General features: G+C 80.6%; 1 pseudogene. It reads right to left on the reverse strand.

The window, feature by feature from the left end:
• Nucleotides 1-194: pseudogene (locus E2C05_RS32265) on the reverse strand (hypothetical protein); the annotation flags it as partial.
• Nucleotides 195-733: the final 539 nt, after the last annotated feature.

The raw sequence follows: 733 nt of genomic DNA on the forward strand, positions 1-733 counted from the left end.
CTGGCCGGCCGGCGGCCGCGGCGCGCCGGCGGCAGGGCGCGCAGCGGCGGGGAGAGCGCGGCCCAGTCGGGGTCGGGCGCATCGGCGGCGGCGAGATCGGCGAAGGCGGGGTCGGGGAAGGCGGGCGTCGCGGGCGGCGGGACCAGACGGGGATCGGGGGGCGGGGCGCCGGGGACCAGGTTTTCGACGCGCATGGGGGCCTCGCGGGGCGGTGGGGAACCCGCGAGCGGAGCATGATCCCGGCGTCGCTGTAAAGGAATATTTTCCTTTTGTGCGGTATCGGGGCAAGGCGGCCCGGTCGGTCGCCGGGCACGGGGCCAGCCCGCCTGCGCCGTCGCCGGCGGCCGGCCCGGATGCATGCGATCGTGATCGCGCTGGGCGCGGCCGCGTGGTGGTGCCGGGACGCCGCCAGGCGGGGCCGGGCGTCGCGGCGCGGCCAGGCTGGGGACCGCCACGGCATCGACGACGGGCATGCCCGGGAAGCCCTGGATGGGCATGGCGGGCGCCACCCGGGGGCGCCGCAGCCCTGGATCGACTGCGTGGCGATGGCAATGCCCGGGCGGAGCGGCCCGGGCGGCGGCCGGCAGGCCGCAGCCGCCCCGCGGCGGAGATGCCGGCCCGCGCGATCGGGCGGGCCACCGCGGCGGCCAGGGATCCGGGCGATGCGGCGCCCCCCGGGGCCGGCCGTGCCAGGGTCCTCATCCGGCCGCCGCCGCCGCCCTGCCGAAGCCCG

Origin of the sequence: Paracraurococcus ruber, from assembly GCF_004353985.1 — a bacterium.
GTDB classification, from domain to species: domain Bacteria; phylum Pseudomonadota; class Alphaproteobacteria; order Acetobacterales; family Acetobacteraceae; genus Paracraurococcus; species Paracraurococcus ruber.